The sequence below is a fragment of the Kitasatospora sp. NPDC051164 genome (assembly GCF_044455625.1).
In the GTDB taxonomy this organism is placed as follows: Bacteria; Actinomycetota; Actinomycetes; order Streptomycetales; family Streptomycetaceae; genus Kitasatospora.
Window position 1 is genome coordinate 40,577 of record NZ_JBITFB010000018.1, and the last position, 14,366, is coordinate 54,942.

16 protein-coding genes are annotated in these 14,366 nt (G+C 71.9%); 7 read left to right on the forward strand and 9 right to left on the reverse strand.

All coding sequences use genetic code 11. From position 1 onward, the window contains the following. Positions 1-94: 94 nt before the first annotated feature. Together purF and ACIBEC_RS26065 are read right to left on the reverse strand one after the other, a co-directional pair. Positions 95-1,678 (reverse strand): amidophosphoribosyltransferase, encoded by a 1,584-nt coding sequence (purF, locus tag ACIBEC_RS26060; protein ID WP_360497895.1) that lies wholly within the window; start codon positions 1,676-1,678, stop codon positions 95-97. 242 nt (positions 1,679-1,920) lie between these two features. Next, a complete protein-coding gene (locus ACIBEC_RS26065) occupies positions 1,921-2,766 on the reverse strand; it encodes a diacylglycerol kinase (RefSeq protein WP_360497897.1) in 846 nt (281 codons plus the stop codon). Between the two features lie 126 nt (positions 2,767-2,892). On the opposite strand from ACIBEC_RS26065, the gene ACIBEC_RS26070 reads away from it, so the two are divergent. Together ACIBEC_RS26070 and ACIBEC_RS26075 are read left to right on the forward strand one after the other, a co-directional pair. Then, on the forward strand, positions 2,893-4,176 hold the full coding sequence (locus ACIBEC_RS26070; RefSeq protein WP_360497899.1) for an adenylosuccinate synthase: 1,284 nt from the start codon (positions 2,893-2,895) through the stop codon (positions 4,174-4,176). Between the two features lie 127 nt (positions 4,177-4,303). Then, entirely contained in the window at positions 4,304-4,906 is a 603-nt protein-coding gene (locus ACIBEC_RS26075) for a GNAT family protein (RefSeq protein ID WP_360497901.1), read from the forward strand. A 39-nt stretch (positions 4,907-4,945) separates the two neighbouring features. Here the strand turns inward: ACIBEC_RS26075 and ACIBEC_RS26080 are convergent, their stop codons facing one another. Then, complete coding sequence (locus ACIBEC_RS26080) at positions 4,946-5,101, reverse strand: hypothetical protein (protein WP_360497903.1); 156 nt, start codon at positions 5,099-5,101, stop codon at positions 4,946-4,948. Positions 5,102-5,426: 325 nt separating this feature from the next. Between ACIBEC_RS26080 and ACIBEC_RS26085 the strand changes: the two genes are divergently transcribed. The 3 genes from ACIBEC_RS26085 (at position 5,427) to metG (ending at position 8,322) form a co-directional block, all read left to right on the forward strand. Next, complete coding sequence (locus ACIBEC_RS26085; protein ID WP_360497905.1) at positions 5,427-6,275, forward strand: helix-turn-helix transcriptional regulator; 849 nt, start codon at positions 5,427-5,429, stop codon at positions 6,273-6,275. Beyond that, positions 6,272-6,472, forward strand: coding sequence for a DUF397 domain-containing protein (locus ACIBEC_RS26090; protein ID WP_360497907.1), 201 nt, complete (start codon positions 6,272-6,274; stop codon positions 6,470-6,472). The genes ACIBEC_RS26085 and ACIBEC_RS26090 overlap by 4 nt, the downstream gene beginning before the upstream one ends. Positions 6,473-6,588: 116 nt before the next feature. Then, positions 6,589-8,322 carry a methionine--tRNA ligase gene (gene metG, locus ACIBEC_RS26095; protein ID WP_360497909.1) on the forward strand — a complete coding sequence of 578 codons (1,734 nt, stop codon included), beginning with the start codon at positions 6,589-6,591 and terminating at the stop codon, positions 8,320-8,322. Between the two features lie 95 nt (positions 8,323-8,417). Here the strand turns inward: metG and cutA are convergent, their stop codons facing one another. The 4 genes from cutA to ACIBEC_RS26115 all read right to left on the reverse strand — a co-directional run bounded on the left by cutA (position 8,418) and on the right by ACIBEC_RS26115 (position 10,999). After that, positions 8,418-8,747, reverse strand: coding sequence for a divalent-cation tolerance protein CutA (gene cutA / locus ACIBEC_RS26100; RefSeq protein WP_360497911.1), 330 nt, complete (start codon positions 8,745-8,747; stop codon positions 8,418-8,420). A gap of 102 nt (positions 8,748-8,849) precedes the next feature. Continuing rightward, complete coding sequence (locus ACIBEC_RS26105; protein WP_360497913.1) at positions 8,850-9,791, reverse strand: class I SAM-dependent methyltransferase; 942 nt, start codon at positions 9,789-9,791, stop codon at positions 8,850-8,852. Between the two features lie 40 nt (positions 9,792-9,831). Further along, positions 9,832-9,957 (reverse strand): hypothetical protein, encoded by a 126-nt coding sequence (locus tag ACIBEC_RS26110; protein ID WP_360497915.1) that lies wholly within the window; start codon positions 9,955-9,957, stop codon positions 9,832-9,834. Positions 9,958-10,060: 103 nt separating this feature from the next. Continuing rightward, on the reverse strand, positions 10,061-10,999 hold the full coding sequence (locus ACIBEC_RS26115; RefSeq protein WP_360497917.1) for a hypothetical protein: 939 nt from the start codon (positions 10,997-10,999) through the stop codon (positions 10,061-10,063). Positions 11,000-11,180: 181 nt separating this feature from the next. Between ACIBEC_RS26115 and ACIBEC_RS26120 the strand changes: the two genes are divergently transcribed. Next, a complete protein-coding gene (locus ACIBEC_RS26120; protein ID WP_360497919.1) occupies positions 11,181-12,236 on the forward strand; it encodes an aldo/keto reductase in 1,056 nt (351 codons plus the stop codon). 65 nt (positions 12,237-12,301) lie between these two features. On the opposite strand, the gene ACIBEC_RS26125 is transcribed toward ACIBEC_RS26120, so the two are convergent. Both ACIBEC_RS26125 and ACIBEC_RS26130 read right to left on the reverse strand, forming a co-directional pair. Continuing rightward, positions 12,302-12,871 carry a GNAT family N-acetyltransferase gene (locus ACIBEC_RS26125; RefSeq protein ID WP_360497921.1) on the reverse strand — a complete coding sequence of 190 codons (570 nt, stop codon included), beginning with the start codon at positions 12,869-12,871 and terminating at the stop codon, positions 12,302-12,304. A 23-nt stretch (positions 12,872-12,894) separates the two neighbouring features. Beyond that, positions 12,895-13,833 carry an NAD(P)-dependent oxidoreductase gene (locus ACIBEC_RS26130; RefSeq protein ID WP_396288961.1) on the reverse strand — a complete coding sequence of 313 codons (939 nt, stop codon included), beginning with the start codon at positions 13,831-13,833 and terminating at the stop codon, positions 12,895-12,897. A gap of 106 nt (positions 13,834-13,939) precedes the next feature. Between ACIBEC_RS26130 and ACIBEC_RS26135 the strand changes: the two genes are divergently transcribed. Then, a complete protein-coding gene (locus ACIBEC_RS26135) occupies positions 13,940-14,287 on the forward strand; it encodes a helix-turn-helix domain-containing protein (protein WP_360497923.1) in 348 nt (115 codons plus the stop codon). Positions 14,288-14,366 lie beyond the last annotated feature (79 nt).

Here is a 14,366-nt window from a genome sequence, read left to right on the forward strand (position 1 = left end):
CTGGGGGGCGTTCGGGAACTCTGGGGGGTGTTCGGGAACATCGGGGGCGGAACGGCGGTGGGGCCCCGGTTCGCGGGACCCCACCGTGGAACGCTTACGGGCGGCGCAGCGCGTCGGCCGCGCCCGCCCCGCCGAGCAGCGACTGGACGCCGTCCAGGTCGCTGCCGCTGGTCGGCTTGCCGCGGACGGCCGGCTGCTGCTGGCCGCCCTTGATCTCGGCCTCCAGCAGGAGCTTCCCGAGCAGCGCCGGGTCCGGCAGCTCCATCGGGTACTCGCCGTCGAAGCAGGCCCGGCAGAGCTTGTCCTTGGGCTGCTTGGTGGCCTCGATCATGCCGTCGATCGAGATGTAGGAGAGCGAGTCGGCGCCGAGCGTGCGGCCGATCTCCTCGATGGTCATGCCGTTGGCGATCAGCTCCGCGCGGGTGGCGAAGTCGATGCCGAAGAAGCAGGGCCACTTCACCGGCGGCGAGGAGATCCGGATGTGGACCTCGGCGGCGCCGGCCTCGCGCAGCATCTTCACCAGCGCGCGCTGGGTGTTGCCGCGGACGATCGAGTCGTCCACGACCACCAGGCGCTTGCCCGCGATGACCTCGCGCAGCGGGTTGAGCTTGAGGCGGATGCCGAGCTGACGGATGGTCTGGCTGGGCTGGATGAAGGTGCGGCCCACGTAGGCGTTCTTCACCAGGCCGGAGCCGTACGGGATTCCGCTGGCCTCCGCGTAGCCGATCGCGGCGGGGGTGCCGGACTCGGGCGTCGCTATCACCAGGTCGGCCTCGACCGGGGCCTCCTTGGCCAGGCGGCGGCCCATCTCCACGCGGGAGAGGTGCACGTTGCGACCGGCGATGGAGGTGTCGGGGCGGGCCAGGTAGACGTACTCGAAGACGCAGCCCTTGGGCTTGGCCTCGGCGAAGCGGGAGCTGCGCATGCCGTTCTCGTCGATGGCGATGAGCTCGCCGGGCTCGACCTCACGGATGAAGGAGGCGCCGCAGATGTCCAGCGCCGCCGTCTCGGAGGCGACCACCCAGCCGCGCTCCAGCCGGCCGAGCACCAGCGGGCGGATGCCCTGCGGGTCGCGGGCGGCGTAGAGGGTGTGCTCGTCCATGAAGACGAGCGAGAACGCGCCCTTGACCTTGGGCAGCACGACCTTGGCCGTCTCCTCGATGGAGAGGTCCGGGTGGCCGGCGAGCAGCGCCGTCACCAGGTCGGTGTCGTTGGTCGCGGCGGCCCGGCCGGAGCGCGAGACGTGCTCCTCGCCGGGCAGTTCGGCGACCATGGCCGCCAGTTCGGCGGTGTTCACCAGGTTTCCGTTGTGCCCGAGGGCCAGCGAACCGTGCACGGTCGCCCGGAAAGTCGGTTGGGCGTTCTCCCAGACCGAGGAACCGGTGGTCGAGTAGCGGGCGTGTCCGACGGCGATATGCCCGTGCAACGACCCCAGGGAGGCCTCGTCGAAGACCTGGGAGACGAGTCCCATGTCCTTGAAGACGAGAATCTGGGAGCCATTGCTCACTGCGATGCCCGCGGATTCCTGACCGCGGTGCTGCAGGGCGTAAAGGCCGAAGAACGTGAGCTTGGCGACCTCCTCGCCGGGAGCCCAGACACCGAAGACGCCGCAAGCGTCCTGGGGGCCTTTCTCACCGGGAAGAAGATCGTGGTTGAGTCTTCCGTCACCACGTGGCACGCCTTCGAGTCTAGGGCAGTTGGCGGACGCTTCCGGAACCCGGGATGCCGGGATTGTCGGACGGTCGAGGAGTAACGCGCGTAGACAAAACCCCTTACGGGGTGGGGATTTCGGTGCGCCGGAATTCCGGCGGGCGGCGGTTGGCCTTGCGGTTCGCGCCTGTTGGGGAGTTCCGTGTGCGGAGCGGCGGGTGTCGGGGCACGGCCGAACGTGAGCCTGCTCACCCGCCGTTCACGCCGGCTTCACGCTGCCGGGAGCAGCAGGCCCCAGGCGCCCGGGTACACCGTCCAGGTCCGGGCGCGGACCGGGCCGACCGGGTGGCCGTCCGCCTCGTAGCCGAAGCCGCTGCCGACCACCGAGACGCTCGCCGCCCGGGCGCGCACCAGGGCGCCGGAGGCCCGGACCACGATCTCCATCTCGCCCGTCCCGTCCGAGGCGCCGGACGGCAGGGAGACCTGGACCAGCCGGACCGGCCGGTGGACGTCCGCGAGCAGCCGGCCGTCGGCCTCGACCCGGACCCGGGGGCTGTGGTCGGCGCTCTCCGGGGTGAGTGCGTTCGCCTGCTCGGCCGCAGCCAGTTTCGCCCATAGCGAACGCAAGCCACCCGTACGGCTCACCAGTCGGCGCGCGCCCCCGCCGATGATCCGCACCCCGCCCAGCGCCACCCCGCCGCCGTCGTCCACCAGCAGATCCAGCCGACGCGGCGCACCCGACAACACCGCCCGCGCGGCCCGTACCGGCTCCGACGGCACCCCGAGCGCACGGGCCGTCGACAGCTCCCCCGTACGACCGACCGGAACCATCCCCACCGGTTCCGTGCCCAGCTCACGCTGCCGATGCAGCGCCTGCAGCACCCGCTGCAAGGCGAGATCGGAACCGATCACCACCGGTCGCCGCCGCCCCCGGTGCGAAAGCACCCGGTCGAGTTCGGAAGGGCTCTCCGGATAGACCACCTTGACGTCCGCGCCCCCGCACAGCACGTCCTTCGCGATCCGCACCGACTCGCCGTCGGTCTGCCGGGCCACCGGGTCGAGGAGCAGCAGGAGCGGCTCGGGACCGCCGGATGCAGGCGTGGACAGGGACGACACGACCGGTCCTTCCTCAGGTAATCTCTCGGTGCAAGAGCCCCTTGCGCCATTGCGCCAGGGGCTTCGTCTATCTCGGGGCAGACTGCGGCCTACGCAGGATGCCCCAACCGGAAGGGGTGTACGCCTGTGCCGGCACTCGTGCTCGTTGGCGCTCAGTGGGGGGACGAGGGCAAGGGGAAGGCCACCGACCTCCTCGGCGGCTCCGTCGACTACGTCGTCCGCTACCAGGGCGGCAACAACGCCGGTCACACGGTGGTCATCGGCGACCAGAAGTACGCCCTGCACCTGCTCCCTTCCGGAATCCTCAGCCCGAACGTCACCCCGGTCATCGGCAACGGCGTCGTGATCGACCCGGCTGTCCTGCTCTCCGAGCTGGCCGGACTGAACGACCGCGGCATCGACACCTCCAAGCTGCTGGTCTCGGGCAACGCCCACCTGATCACGCCGTACCACCGCACCCTGGACAAGGTCACCGAGCGCTTCCTCGGCAAGCGCCGGATCGGCACCACCGGCCGCGGCATCGGCCCGACCTACGCGGACAAGATCAACCGCGTCGGCATCCGGGTCCAGGACCTGTTCGACGAGTCGATCCTGCGCCAGAAGATCGAGGCGGCGCTGCACGACAAGAACCAGATCCTGGTCAAGCTCTACAACCGCCGCACCATCCCCGCCGACCTGGTCGTCGAGGAGTACCTGGGCTACGCGGAGAAGATCAAGCCCTTCCTCGCCGACACCACCCTCGTCCTCGACGAGGCGCTGAAGGCGAACAAGGTCGTCCTGCTGGAGGGCGGCCAGGGCACCCTGCTCGACGTCGACCACGGCACGTACCCCTTCGTGACCTCGTCGAACCCGACCGCGGGCGGCGCCTGCACCGGCGCCGGCATCGGCCCCACCAAGATCGACCGGGTCATCGGCATCCTCAAGGCCTACACCACCCGCGTCGGCTCCGGCCCGTTCCCGACCGAGCTGTTCGACGCGGACGGCGAGGCTCTGCGCCGGATCGGCGGCGAGCGCGGTGTCACCACCGGCCGCGACCGCCGCTGCGGCTGGTTCGACGCCGTCATCGCGCGCTACGCGACCCGGGTCAACGGCCTCACCGACTTCTTCCTCACCAAGCTCGACGTCCTGACCGGCTGGGAGCAGATCCCGGTCTGCGTCGCGTACGAGATCGACGGCAAGCGGGTCGAGGAACTCCCCTACAACCAGTCGGACTTCCACCACGCCAAGCCGATCTACGAGACGCTGCCGGGCTGGACCGAGGACATCAGCAAGGCGAAGACCTTCGCCGACCTGCCGAAGAACGCCCGGGCGTACGTGAAGGCGCTGGAGGAGATGTCGGGCGCGCCGATCTCCGCCATCGGCGTCGGCCCGGGCCGGTACGAGACGATCGAGATCAACTCGTTCATCTGAGCCTGATCGCGTCGAGGGCCCTGCGGGACATCCGTCCCGCAGGGCCTTTCGCTTGCCCATCCGCCGACTTATTGCACTAGTTCAAATATCTATTGCATCTAGTGCAGAGCGGCGCTACGTTCGGATCATGACCGCGAAGCTGCCCGCACCCATCACCCTCACCGGCCGCCACATCCGTCTGGAGCCGCTGGAACGCCGCCACCTCGCCGAGCTCTGGGCCGCCGTCGGCTACGACCCCGAGGTCTGGCGCTGGGTCCCCACCCACACGCCCGCCACCGAGGAGGAGCTGGGCGCGTTCCTCGAGACCCGCCTCGCGGAGGCGGCCACCGGGGAGTCGGTGTACTTCGCTGCCGTCGACCTCGCGAGCGGCAAGGCCGTCGGCGTCACCGGCTACCACGACGCCGACGCGGCGAACGAGCTGGTGGAGATCGGCGGCACCTGGTACGCCCGCTCGGTCTGGCGCACGGCGGTCAACACCGAGGCCAAGCTGCTGCTGCTCACCCACGCCTTCGAGGACCTGGGCATGGGCCGCGTCTTCTGGAAGACCGACTCCCGCAACGAGCGGTCCCGCAACGCGATCCAGCGCCTCGGTGCCCGGTTCGAGGGCGTCCACCGCCGCCACCGCCACCTCCCCGACGGCACCTGGCGGGACAGCGCCTACTTCTCGATGCTCACCGACGAGTGGCCGACCGCCAAGTCCCGCCTGACGGAGCGCCTTTCGCGCGGATGAGGAACGGCGCCGGTCCCGCCTGCCGGGCGGGGCCGGCTGTCATTTCCGTTCTCCGGTGACGGAATGGCCGGCCGCGATGCCGCGCTTCGCCGGGCGGGGTTCGCGGGGCTGGATGTTGACCAGCCAGACCAGCCAGCCGACGAATAGGACGGCGAGGAGGAGTGCGGACAATGCGACGACGAGAAGCGCATTCACCGGGATACGGAAAAGCGGCGGGAAGGACGGGGATGGCGGGGAATGCGGAGAGGCGAGGGAAGGGGCATGGCTGTCTCCGGTCGGTGATGTCGGGCGCCGTGACCATGCATCTGGTGTGTAATTACGGCTGATTGACGACTGTTTAGGCGGCAACAAGTCAGCGAGTGACACGGACGACCCTAGGGCCAGGGTGCCAGAGTTGCTACCGAGCGGGAGAACGTTCACTCCATCGTGGGGTATCCCCCATTTCGGTAGCTAGGGCCCGGTACGCGCGGCACACTTCACCGGAAGCATCGACCGAAGCCGCGATCCGGAGAAGAGAGACATGCCACCCCGCTTGTCGCCGACCGTACGCCAGCAGCGCCTCGGGATCGAGTTGCGCAGGATGCGCGAACGCGTGGGCGTCACGCCCAAGACGCTGGCCGCCACCATCGGCACCGACCTGCCGAAGATCTCCCAGATGGAGAACGGGAAATCGGGCATCAGCGCGGACCGGCTGCGGACCTGGGCACACACCTGCGGCTGCGAGGACGGCCCGTACCTCGACGCGCTGCTCGCGATGACGCAGGACCGGCGCAAGTACTGGTGGGACAGCTACCGGGGCCGGCTGCCGAACGGGATCATCGACATCGCGGAGATGGAGCACCACGCGGCCTCCCTGTCCATCCTGAACAGCACGTTCATCCCCGGCCTGTTGCAGACCCCGGCGTACGCCGCCGCGGTGTTCGAGCGTCTCCCCCCGCAGTACCGGCAGGAGGCGGAGGTTCGGAAGGCATTCCGGATTCGGCGCCAGCAGATCTTCGTCGACCGTCCGAAGCCGTACAGCGCATTCCTGCACGAGTCCGCGCTGCGCATGCAGTTCGGCGGTCCGGAAGTACTGCGGGACCAGTTGCAGAGCCTGGCGGAGAATTCCGAGCGGCCCGGGGTGGAGATCCGGGTGATCCCGTTCAGCGTCCCCACCTACACGGGGTCCGGGGAGAGCCTGTACCTCGCCCGCGGGCCGGTCCCGGAGCTCGACACCGTCCAGATCGATCTCTCTCACGGGCCGAAGTTCGTGCACTCCGCAGAGGAATTGGACTCCTACCGCCGGATCAAGGAGAGGACCGCGATGATCGCGCTCGGGCCGGAGGAGTCCTGGGACTTCATCCGGACCTTACTGAAAGACTTCTCATGAGCAGGTGGCGCAAGGCCTCGGCCAGCGGAGAGAGCACCGACTGCGTCGAGGTCAGGGCGGCGGGCGGACTGGTGGAGATCCGTGAGTCGGACCAGCCCGAGGTGGTCGTACGGACCACACCGCGCAAGTGGGCCGCCTTCGTCCGCGGGGTGAAGGCCGGGGAGTTCGACCGGTACGGCGACCTCACCCGGCCCTGACCGCAGCCGTCCGGGCCGGCGCCGGCGGTAGGCTTGGCAGCCCACAGTGGACCCCTGCGCCTGGCACAGCACTCCGGGTGGGGGTGCGCGTGCGGGAGAAATCGGAGCATCCGAGGATGGCTCGGCACCTGATCACCAGCGCCCTTCCGTACATCAACGGGATCAAGCACCTGGGCAACATGGTCGGGTCCATGCTCCCGGCGGACGTCTACTCCCGCTATCTGCGCCAGCGCGGCCACGAGGTGCTGTTCATCTGCGCCACCGACGAGCACGGCACCCCCGCCGAGCTGGCCGCCCAGGAGGCCGGACTGCCGGTCGCCGAGTTCTGCGCCCGGGCGCACGACGCGCAGAAGGCGGTGTACGACGGCTTCGGGCTCTCCTTCGACCACTTCGGCCGCAGCTCCTCGCCGCAGAACCGGGAGATCACCCAGGAGATCGCCCGCGAGCTGCAGCGCAACGGCTTCATCGAGGAGCGCTCGATCCGCCAGGTGTACTCCAACGCCGACGGACGCTTCCTGCCGGACCGCTACATCGTCGGCACCTGCCCGCACTGCGGCTACGACAAGGCGCGCGGCGACCAGTGCGAGAACTGCACCCGCGTACTGGACCCGACCGACCTGCTGGAGCCCCGCTCGGCGATCAGCGGCAGCTCCGACCTGGAGGTCCGGGAGACCAGGCACCTGTTCCTGCTCCAGTCGAAGCTGACCGAGGAGGTCGAGGACTGGGTCGGCGCCCACGGCGACACGTGGCCGGTGCTGGCCTCCTCGATCGCCCGCAAGTGGCTGACCGAGGGCCTGCAGGACCGCTCGATCACCCGCGACCTGGAGTGGGGCGTCCCGGTGCCGGCCGACGTGTGGCCCGAACTGGCTGCCGAGGGCAAGGTGTTCTACGTCTGGTTCGACGCCCCGATCGAGTACATCGGCGCCACGAAGGAATGGGCGGACGCGGCCCCGGCCGGGCAGCTGCGGGACTGGAAGTCCTGGTGGTACGAGGCCGACGCGACCGTCCGGTACACCGAGTTCATGGGCAAGGACAACGTCCCGTTCCACACGGTGATGTTCCCGGCGACGATCCTCGGCTCGCGCCGCCCGTGGAAGAAGGTCGACTACGTCAAGGCCTTCAACTGGCTGACGTACTACGGCGGGAAGTTCTCCACCAGCCAGAAGCGCGGCATCTTCAGCGACGTCGCGCTGGAGCTGCTCCCGGCCGACTACTGGCGCTACTTCATGATGGCCCACGCGCCCGAGTCGGACGACTCCAGCTTCACCTGGGACCTCTTCGCCTCGGTGGTCAACAAGGACCTCGCCGACACCCTCGGCAACTTCGTCAACCGGGTGCTGTCCTTCAGCCGCAAGCGCTTCGGCGACGACGTCCCGGGCGGCCACCCGGCGGGCGAGGCCGAGCAGCGCCTCGGCGAGCAGGTCGCCGGGCTGCTCGCCGAGTACGAGGCCCAGCTGGACGCGCTCAACTTCCGCAAGGCGGCGCAGGCCCTGCGCGCGCTGTGGAGCGCGGGCAACGCCTACCTGGACGAGAAGGCGCCCTGGCGGCAGGTGAAGACCGACCCGGACGCGGCGGCGCTCACCCTGCGCACGGCGATGAACCTGATCCACCTGTACGCGGTGGTGTCCGAGCCGTTCATCCCGACCGCGGCGGTGGCCATGCGCGGGGCCTTCGCACTGCCCGCGGACTCGCCCGCCGCCACCCGCGCCTGGGTGGGCCCCGAGGAGGCTCGGGCGCTGGACCTGGTGCCGGCCGGGACGGCGTTCACGGTGCCGCCGGTGCTGTTCGCCAAGATCACGGACGAGGACCTGGCGGCCTGGACGGCGCGCTTCGGCGGCTCCGAGGGCTGAACCGGCCCCAAGGGCTGAGACCGTACCGCGGGCCAGGGCCCGGAGGCGACCCTCCGGGCCCTGCGCGTTCCCGGAGGTCGCGCCCTGAGCCGGCGCTATCCGGCCGTCTCCCCGGCCACCCAGTCCAGGTAGCCGGGGCTGCCGGCCACCACCGGCACGGCGATCACCTCCGGCGTCTCGTACGTGTGCCGCTCGGCGACGAACGCGCCTAGCCGGTCGGCGAGTTCGGCCCGGGTCTTGAGGTCGATCCGCCACTCCTCGGCGTCCCGCACCTCGCCCTCCCACCAGTACACCGACCGCACCGGGTACACCTGGGCGCAGGCCGCCAGCCGCTCCCGCACCACGGCGGACGCCAGGGCCCGGGCCCGCTCCTCGCTCTCGTGGGTGGTGGTCACCACGACGAAGCGCTGCTCGCTCGCTGTCATGCCCCGACGGTATCCCGGGGGCGCCGACCCGGCCGCACCCTCGGCCAGGCCCTCTGAGCACGGGGCCCGGACCGGGCGGCGGCACCGCCCGGCCCCCGGACCTCAGGGCTTGCGGGCCGTGTGGACGGTCATGGCGGAGAGGTAGAAGGCGTCCGGGCGGCGGAGGATGCCGGTGGGGGCCTCCTCGTCGAGGAGGGCCTCGAGCGTGCCGCGGTCCTCCGGGAGGAGGCTGTCGGCGAGCTGGTCGTGCAGGCGGCGGAGCTGGGTGTGCAGGTACCGGCGGGTCGGGCGGTCGAGCGGGGCGGGCCGGTCGACCAGGAAGGTGCGGGTGCCGCTCGGGGTCAGCCCCGCGCGCTTCAGCATGGCCGGCCAGTCCTCGATCTCCTCGGTGCTGCCCGGCAGTTCGGCCCGCATGGCGCTGAAGCCGTCCTCGTGGACCGCGTCCAGCCGGGCCTGGAATCCGGGCCGGCCGAGGCCGAAGTCCCGGGGCAGGTAGCGCGCGGGCAGGCCGCGTTCGGCGACGGCCAGCAGGCCGCCCGGCCGCAGCACCCCGGCGAGCGAGGCGAGCGCGGCCTGCTGGTCGCCCAGGTGGTGGATCGCGTTGCCGGACCAGATCAGGTCGGCCTCGCCGAGCTTGTCGAACTCGGCGGGCAGATCGGCCTGCTGGGTGCCCAGCCGACCGCCGGAGCGGGTCCGGGCGCGCTCCAGCAGGGCGGCCGACTGGTCGACGGCCACCACCTCGGCCGCCGGGAAGACATCCGCCAGCAGTCCGGCGATCACCCCGGGGCCGCTGCCGACGTCGAGGACCCTCCGTACGGTGCCGTCCGGCCCGGCCGTCCCGTCCGTCCCGTTGCCGTGCAGGCCGGACAGCCACCGCCCGGCCTCGGTGACCGCGGCGGCCCGCAGGTCGGCCTCGTGCTCCAGGTGCGCGGCGAGCGCGTCCCAGTCGAAGTCGGCGGCGGGGACGTTCCCGTGGCCGTGGCCGTGCTGGTGTCCGTGCCCGTGCTGGTGCTGCTGCTGGTGCTGGTGCTGCTGCGAGGTCATGTCCGGTCTCTCCGTTCGTGGTTGACGAAAGCTTCCCCGCTCACGCGGGCACCGCGGCGCCGGACGCGCGGCCGTGTCGGTCCCGCAGGGTCGCGACAGCCCGTCCGGGATCCTCCTGCGCGAGGTCGTGGTCCGGCGCGAAGGCGGCCGCCACGGCCATCCTCATGGCGCTCACCTCCACCGGCAGGCTGCGACCACCCTCCCCACAACGGCAAGCTTTGTTGCCACCTCAGCAAACCGGAAACATCCGGCGCCGAAGAGCACCCCGCTCAGCCGCCGGTCCGCCGCCAGTACGAGCGGGCAGCCAGCGCCAGCGCCACTCCGTACCCGGCGAAGGCGCAGATCCCCACCCAGGCCACCTCCAGCGCCTGCTCGGGCGTGGCCAGTTCGCCCTGCCGGATGCCGATCACCCCCGTACCGCACAGCGCCAGGTAGCCGAGGCCGACCAGCCCGTACGGCGCCAGCGTCGCCGCGCCCAGCAGCGCCGGGGTGAGCGGCAGCCAGCGCGGGACGCGGCGGCCGCGCAGCGGAAGCGTCCAGCGCGGGAAGACCTGCCCCCACGGCCGCACCAGCCCCCACAGCAGGAACACCCCGATCGCCGCCAGCAGCACCGTGCCGTCCAGCCCCCAGGACTCCAGCGCCAGCCAGAGCCCGGAGGAGCCGTTGCGCACGTACCCGGCGTACATCTCGGTGCCGCTGATCCCCGCGAAAGTGCCGCCGAGCGCCCAGATCAGCTTCATCACCACGTACGGCAGGAAGGCCAGGGTCCCCGCCCAGGCCGCGAGTTGGACGGTCGCGGGAGCCGCCGACGGGGCCGGTGCCGTCCTCCGCGCGGCACCGTCGGGCCGCCGGGTACGGGCGGTGCGGGCCAGCAGCAGCGCCCCGGACGCCGCCAGCGCGCGGTGCACCGTGTCCGGGACACTGTCCACGCCCTGCCCGAACAGCAGCGTCACCACGTCCATCAGCAGGCTGAAGGCCGCCACCGTGGCCAGCCCGCACAGCAGCCACAGCAGCCGCCTGAGCCCCGCCGACGGCCGCAGCCGCACCACCGCCACCCCCGCCGCGAGCGCCGCCACCCCGACCCCGGCGACCACCCACCCCAGTCCGCGCACACCGAGCAGCGCCGTCCCGGTCAGCGCACACCCCAGCCCGTAGCCCGCGTAGCCGACGCCCCAGGCCGCGACCGCCCATCCGTCATTCCTCGTCATGCCGACAGGCTCGCCCGCACCACCGGGCCCGGGCCTCCCCCCGCACGGGGATCCGACTCCCCCGCCGGAGGGATCCCGGCGGGGACGAGAGCGCGACGCCCTTGCTTTGGAGCGCACTCCAACTCCTAGCCTCTGAGGCACCACTGACGCACCACCGACCCACCACCAGGGGAGCACGACCATGCGCTACCGCGTCCTCGGCGGCACCGGCATCGAGGTGAGTGCCCACTGCCTCGGCACCATGATGTTCGGCCACATCGGCAACCCCGACCACGACGACTGCGCCCGGATCATCGACACCGCGATCGACCGGGGCATCAACTTCATCGACACCGCCGACATCTACTCGGCGGGCGAGTCCGAGGAGATCGTCGGCAAGGCGCTGGCCGCGCGCGGCGACCGCGACCAGATCGTGCTCGCCACCAAGGCGCACTTCCCGATGGGCGAGGGCCGCAACCGGGGCGGCAACTCACGGCGCTGGATCGTCCGCGAGGTCGAGGAGAGCCTGCGCCGACTGCGCACCGACTGGATCGACCTCTACCAGATCCACCGGCCGGACCACACCACCGACATCGAGGAGACCCTGTCCGTCCTGGGCGACCTCGTCCGGGCCGGCAAGATCCGCGCTTTCGGCTGCTCGACCTTCCCCGCCGAGCAGTTGGTGGACGCCCACCACATCGCCGAGCGCCGCGCCCCGCCGCGCTTGCGCACCGAGCAACCGCCGTACTCGCTGCTCGCCCGGGGCGTCGAGCGCGACGTGCTGCCGGTGGTCCAGCGGCTCGGCATGGGCGCGCTGACCTGGGGCCCGCTCGCCGGCGGCTTCCTCACCGGCCGCTACCGCCAGGGCCGCCCGGTGGACCTCACCCAGGGCCGCGCCGCCATCAACCCGGGCCGCTTCGACCCGGCGCTGCCCACCACGGCCGCCAAGCTGGAAGCCGTCGAGGCCTTCACCGCCCTCGCCGAGGAGCTCGGCCGCTCCCTGCCCGAGCTGGCCCTCGCCTTCCCCGCGGCCCACCCGGCGGTCACCTCGGTGATCATCGGCCCGCGCACCATGGAGCAGCTCGAATCCGCGCTCAAGGCCGCCGACCTGGTCCTGCACGACGCCACCCTCGACCGCATCGACGCCATCGTCCCGCCCGGCACCGATCTCTACCAGGCGGACGGCGCCTGGCAGCCCCCGTCCCTCACCACCCCCGCCCTCCGCCGCCGCCCCACCCCCGACCGCCCGGCCGCCTGACCCGTCGCGCCGCTCCGGCTCGCCCGACCGCGACGGCCGGGCGGGCGGGTGAGCGGGGTCCGGCGCTATCCCCTCGGGGCGGCGAAGCAGTGGACGGTGACCGTACGGCCGGAGGGCCACTGCTGGTCGGCGCTGCCGAGGTGGGCCCAGCCGAGACGGCGGTAGAGAGCGACGGCCGCGGTGTCGGTGGCCAGGACGTCGAGGACCGGGTGCAGGCCGAGCGCCCGCGCGTGCGTCACGGCGCAGGCGAGAAGGCGGGCGCCGATGTGGTGACCGCGCGCCCCGGGGGCGACGTAGAGGCGGCCGATGACGGCGGTGAGCTCCGGGCGGCCCCCGGTGCGGTGGCTCCACCGGGCGGGGGCGAGGTCGCCCGGGGCGCTGCGGGCGAGGCCGACGTGGCCGGCGAGCCGGCCGTCCGACTCGGCGATCCAGGCGGCGAGCAGGCCGTCCGGGGTGAGCCAGGCGGCGGGGCGGTCGGGCCAGTCGGCGGGGTAGCCGTCGGCGCTGTGGACGTCGCCCAGCACCCGGACGCAGTCGGCGAGGTCGTCACCGCGGCGCGGTCGGACCAGCACCCCCGCCCCGGTCTGCCGTGAGCCGGACGCGACGACGTCGGCGCGTTCTTCAAGGTCTGCCATGCCGGTACGTTACCGGCCGACCTTCACCGTCGCAGCAGGTCGACGACCCCGGTCAGGTCCTCCTCGCCGCTGCCGACCTCCAACCGCCGCTCCATCAACCGGAAGTACGGCTCCAACAGTTCGGCACTCACCCCCTGCTCCTCGGCGGTGCGCAGCAGCGTGCCCTTGCCCGCCACCTGCATCGCCAGACTGGACACCACGCCCTTGGTGTAGTCGCCGCTCTCCAGCTGCACCGCGGTGCCGGCGATGGTCCGGGTCATCGCGGTGACGTAGTCGCCGAGCAGCGGCGCGAGGTCGCCCGGCGCGACGGCTTCGCCGCGGAACAGCGCGAAGGCGTGCGCGACCCCGGCGAACATGCCGTACATCGCACTGAGCAGCGCCACGTCGTGCAGGGCCGCGTACCCGGCGTCCTCGCCCACGTACCGGGTGCCGGCGGGCGCGGCGAGGGCCGCCCGGTGCTCCTCGAACAGCTCCGACGAGCCGCTGTAGAAGACGTACGGCCCGGCCGCCGGGACACCGATCATCGGCGGGACGGCCATGATCCCGCCGTCCAGGTAGCGGGCACCGTGCCGTGCGGCCCAGGCGGCGCGGGTGCGAGCCTGCCCAGGGGTGCTGGTGACCAGGTTGACCAGGTCCTTGCCGGCCAGGTCGACGCCGGCCAGCGCCTCGTCCACGGACGCGTCGTCGAGCAGGCAGACGACGACCAGGCGGTTCGCCGCGACCGCCTCGGCGGCGGTGGCGGCGACCGTGGCACCGCGGCCGGCGAGCGCGTCGGCGCGGGTGGCGGTGCGGTTCCAGACGGTCAGCGGATGCCCGGCGGTGAGCCAGGCGTCGGCCAGTGCGGTGCCCATGGCACCGAGGCCGAGCAGGGTGAGCGGGGTCCTGGCCGCGTGCTCGGACGGGTTCTCGGACGGATTCTCGGGGGCGGTCTCGGGAGCGTTCTCAAGGAGCTCGTTCGTCATGGGAGTCAGCCTCCGCGCCGCCCCCGGGAACGATCAAGTACGCACTTCTAAGTGGGTGGTTACCCTGAAGTGAGCATCCAGGTCGAGGGGTTCGGAAGGGGTGGGCATGGCGACCGTGCCGAGGCCGGGGGCGTACATCTGTGGGACGGACGCCGCGATGGACGTGATCGGCGGCAAGTGGAAGGTGTCGATCCTTTGGGCCCTGGGCGAACGCCCGAGCTGCCGCTTCGGCGAGCTGCGCCGGCTGCTGCCGGGGATCACCGAGAAGGTGCTGGCCGCGCACCTGCGCGAGATGGAGGCGCACGGCATCGTGCACCGGGAGGCGTACGACGAGGTGCCGCCCCGGGTCGAGTACACGCTGACCGAGGCGGGGCGCCGCCTCAACACGGCGCTGGGGCCGCTGGGGGACTGGGGACGGGAGCACGTCCTGGGCCGGGCGCCGTACCCGGCCTGACCCGCCCCGCTCCTTCCGCCTCGCGCCTTCCGCCCCGCGCCTTCCGCCCCGCGTTTTCCGTCCCGCGTTTTCCCGTTCC